Below are 1,261 nucleotides of genomic sequence, written 5' to 3' on the forward strand. Positions count from 1 at the left end.
GTTTACATCATCGGCACGGAAGTGCCGCCGCCCGGCGGCGCCGATCACGCTTTGGATGCGATCACCCCGACCAGTCCGGAGGCGGCTCGCCAGACACATGCCATTCACGCCCAGGCATTCCAAACCGCCGGGCTTGAAAGCGCATTTTCCCGCGTCATCGGGCTTGTGGTGCAGCCGGGCGTGGAGTTCGGCAACCAGAATGTGATTTTCTACGATCGGACCAAGGCCAGCGACCTGGCGGCAACTCTGAGCACATTGCCGTCGCTCATTTTCGAAGCTCATTCGACGGACTATCAGGGCGAGAGGCCGCTGCGTGAACTCGTCGAGGACGGCTTCGCCATCCTCAAGGTCGGCCCCGAGCTGACCTTCAAGCTGCGCGAGGCGCTGTACGCGCTCGACCTGATCGCTTCCGACCTGGTGCCTGGCTATGGCGAGCGGCCACTTTACCACGCCATGGAAGAGCAGATGCAAGCCACCCCCAAGAATTGGGCAAGCCACTATCATGGAAGCGATGCCGACAAGCGGACGCTGCGCCACTACTCCTATTCCGATCGCATCCGATATTATTGGGCGATCCCGCAAGCCCGTGCCGCCTGCAACCGTCTCTTCGATACGTTGAACGGCCGCAAGGTGCCGGTGACGCTGTTTCTCCAGCACCTGCCTTCTGCAGTCACATGGGCTGGCCGCGCCTGCGACGTCGAGGAGATCGCGATCGGTCACGTCCGGCGGAGCATCGAGGCCTACGCCGGGGCATGCGGCACCTGAGATCCTCGTCCGGCACTTCAAGGCCAGAGCGGATGGCCTGGCGGGCGGCAGGAACGCTTACAGCGATGGCCCCAATCGGATCGGACTGCCGTCGCTGAAACGGGATTGACGGAACCTGTAGAGATTGTGCCCGGTCTCGTTGCCTTGGACGAGGTCGGACAGCACACGGCCGATGCCGGGTCCGATGCCGAAGCCGTGACCACTCATCCCGGTCGCTATGACGAGACCTGGGATCGCAGCGGCGCGATCGACGATGGGCACGACATCAGGCATCGCATCGATCATGCCCGCCCAGCTCGCCTTGATCGGCACAGTCGTGAACTGAGGGAACAGTTCCCTGAACCCGCGGTCGATGGCGCGAAGCGCCGACGTCTCGGGAGCGGGATTGAGGACCCGCATCCGTTCGAAAGGGCTTTCTTCATCCGCGTTCCATCTGCGCGGCGTCGACCAGCCATCCGGGTATCCTCGCGGCGCGGCCGGCAGGTAGCGTGTGCCG

2 protein-coding genes are annotated in these 1,261 nt (G+C 63.7%); one reads left to right on the forward strand and one right to left on the reverse strand.

Annotated elements, in window-relative coordinates; genetic code table 11:
* Positions 1-765, forward strand: a 765-nt coding sequence (locus tag EN893_RS34475; protein ID WP_164901403.1) for a class II D-tagatose-bisphosphate aldolase, non-catalytic subunit, incomplete at its 5' end; no start/stop codon positions are given.
* A gap of 57 nt (positions 766-822) precedes the next feature.
* On the opposite strand, the gene EN893_RS34480 is transcribed toward EN893_RS34475, so the two are convergent.
* Positions 823-1,261: FAD-binding oxidoreductase (locus EN893_RS34480; RefSeq protein WP_164901404.1), on the reverse strand; the 439-nt coding region annotated here is incomplete at its 5' end.

The sequence above is a fragment of the Mesorhizobium sp. M7A.F.Ca.CA.004.04.2.1 genome (assembly GCF_004022825.1).
Classification (GTDB): Bacteria; Pseudomonadota; Alphaproteobacteria; order Rhizobiales; family Rhizobiaceae; genus Mesorhizobium.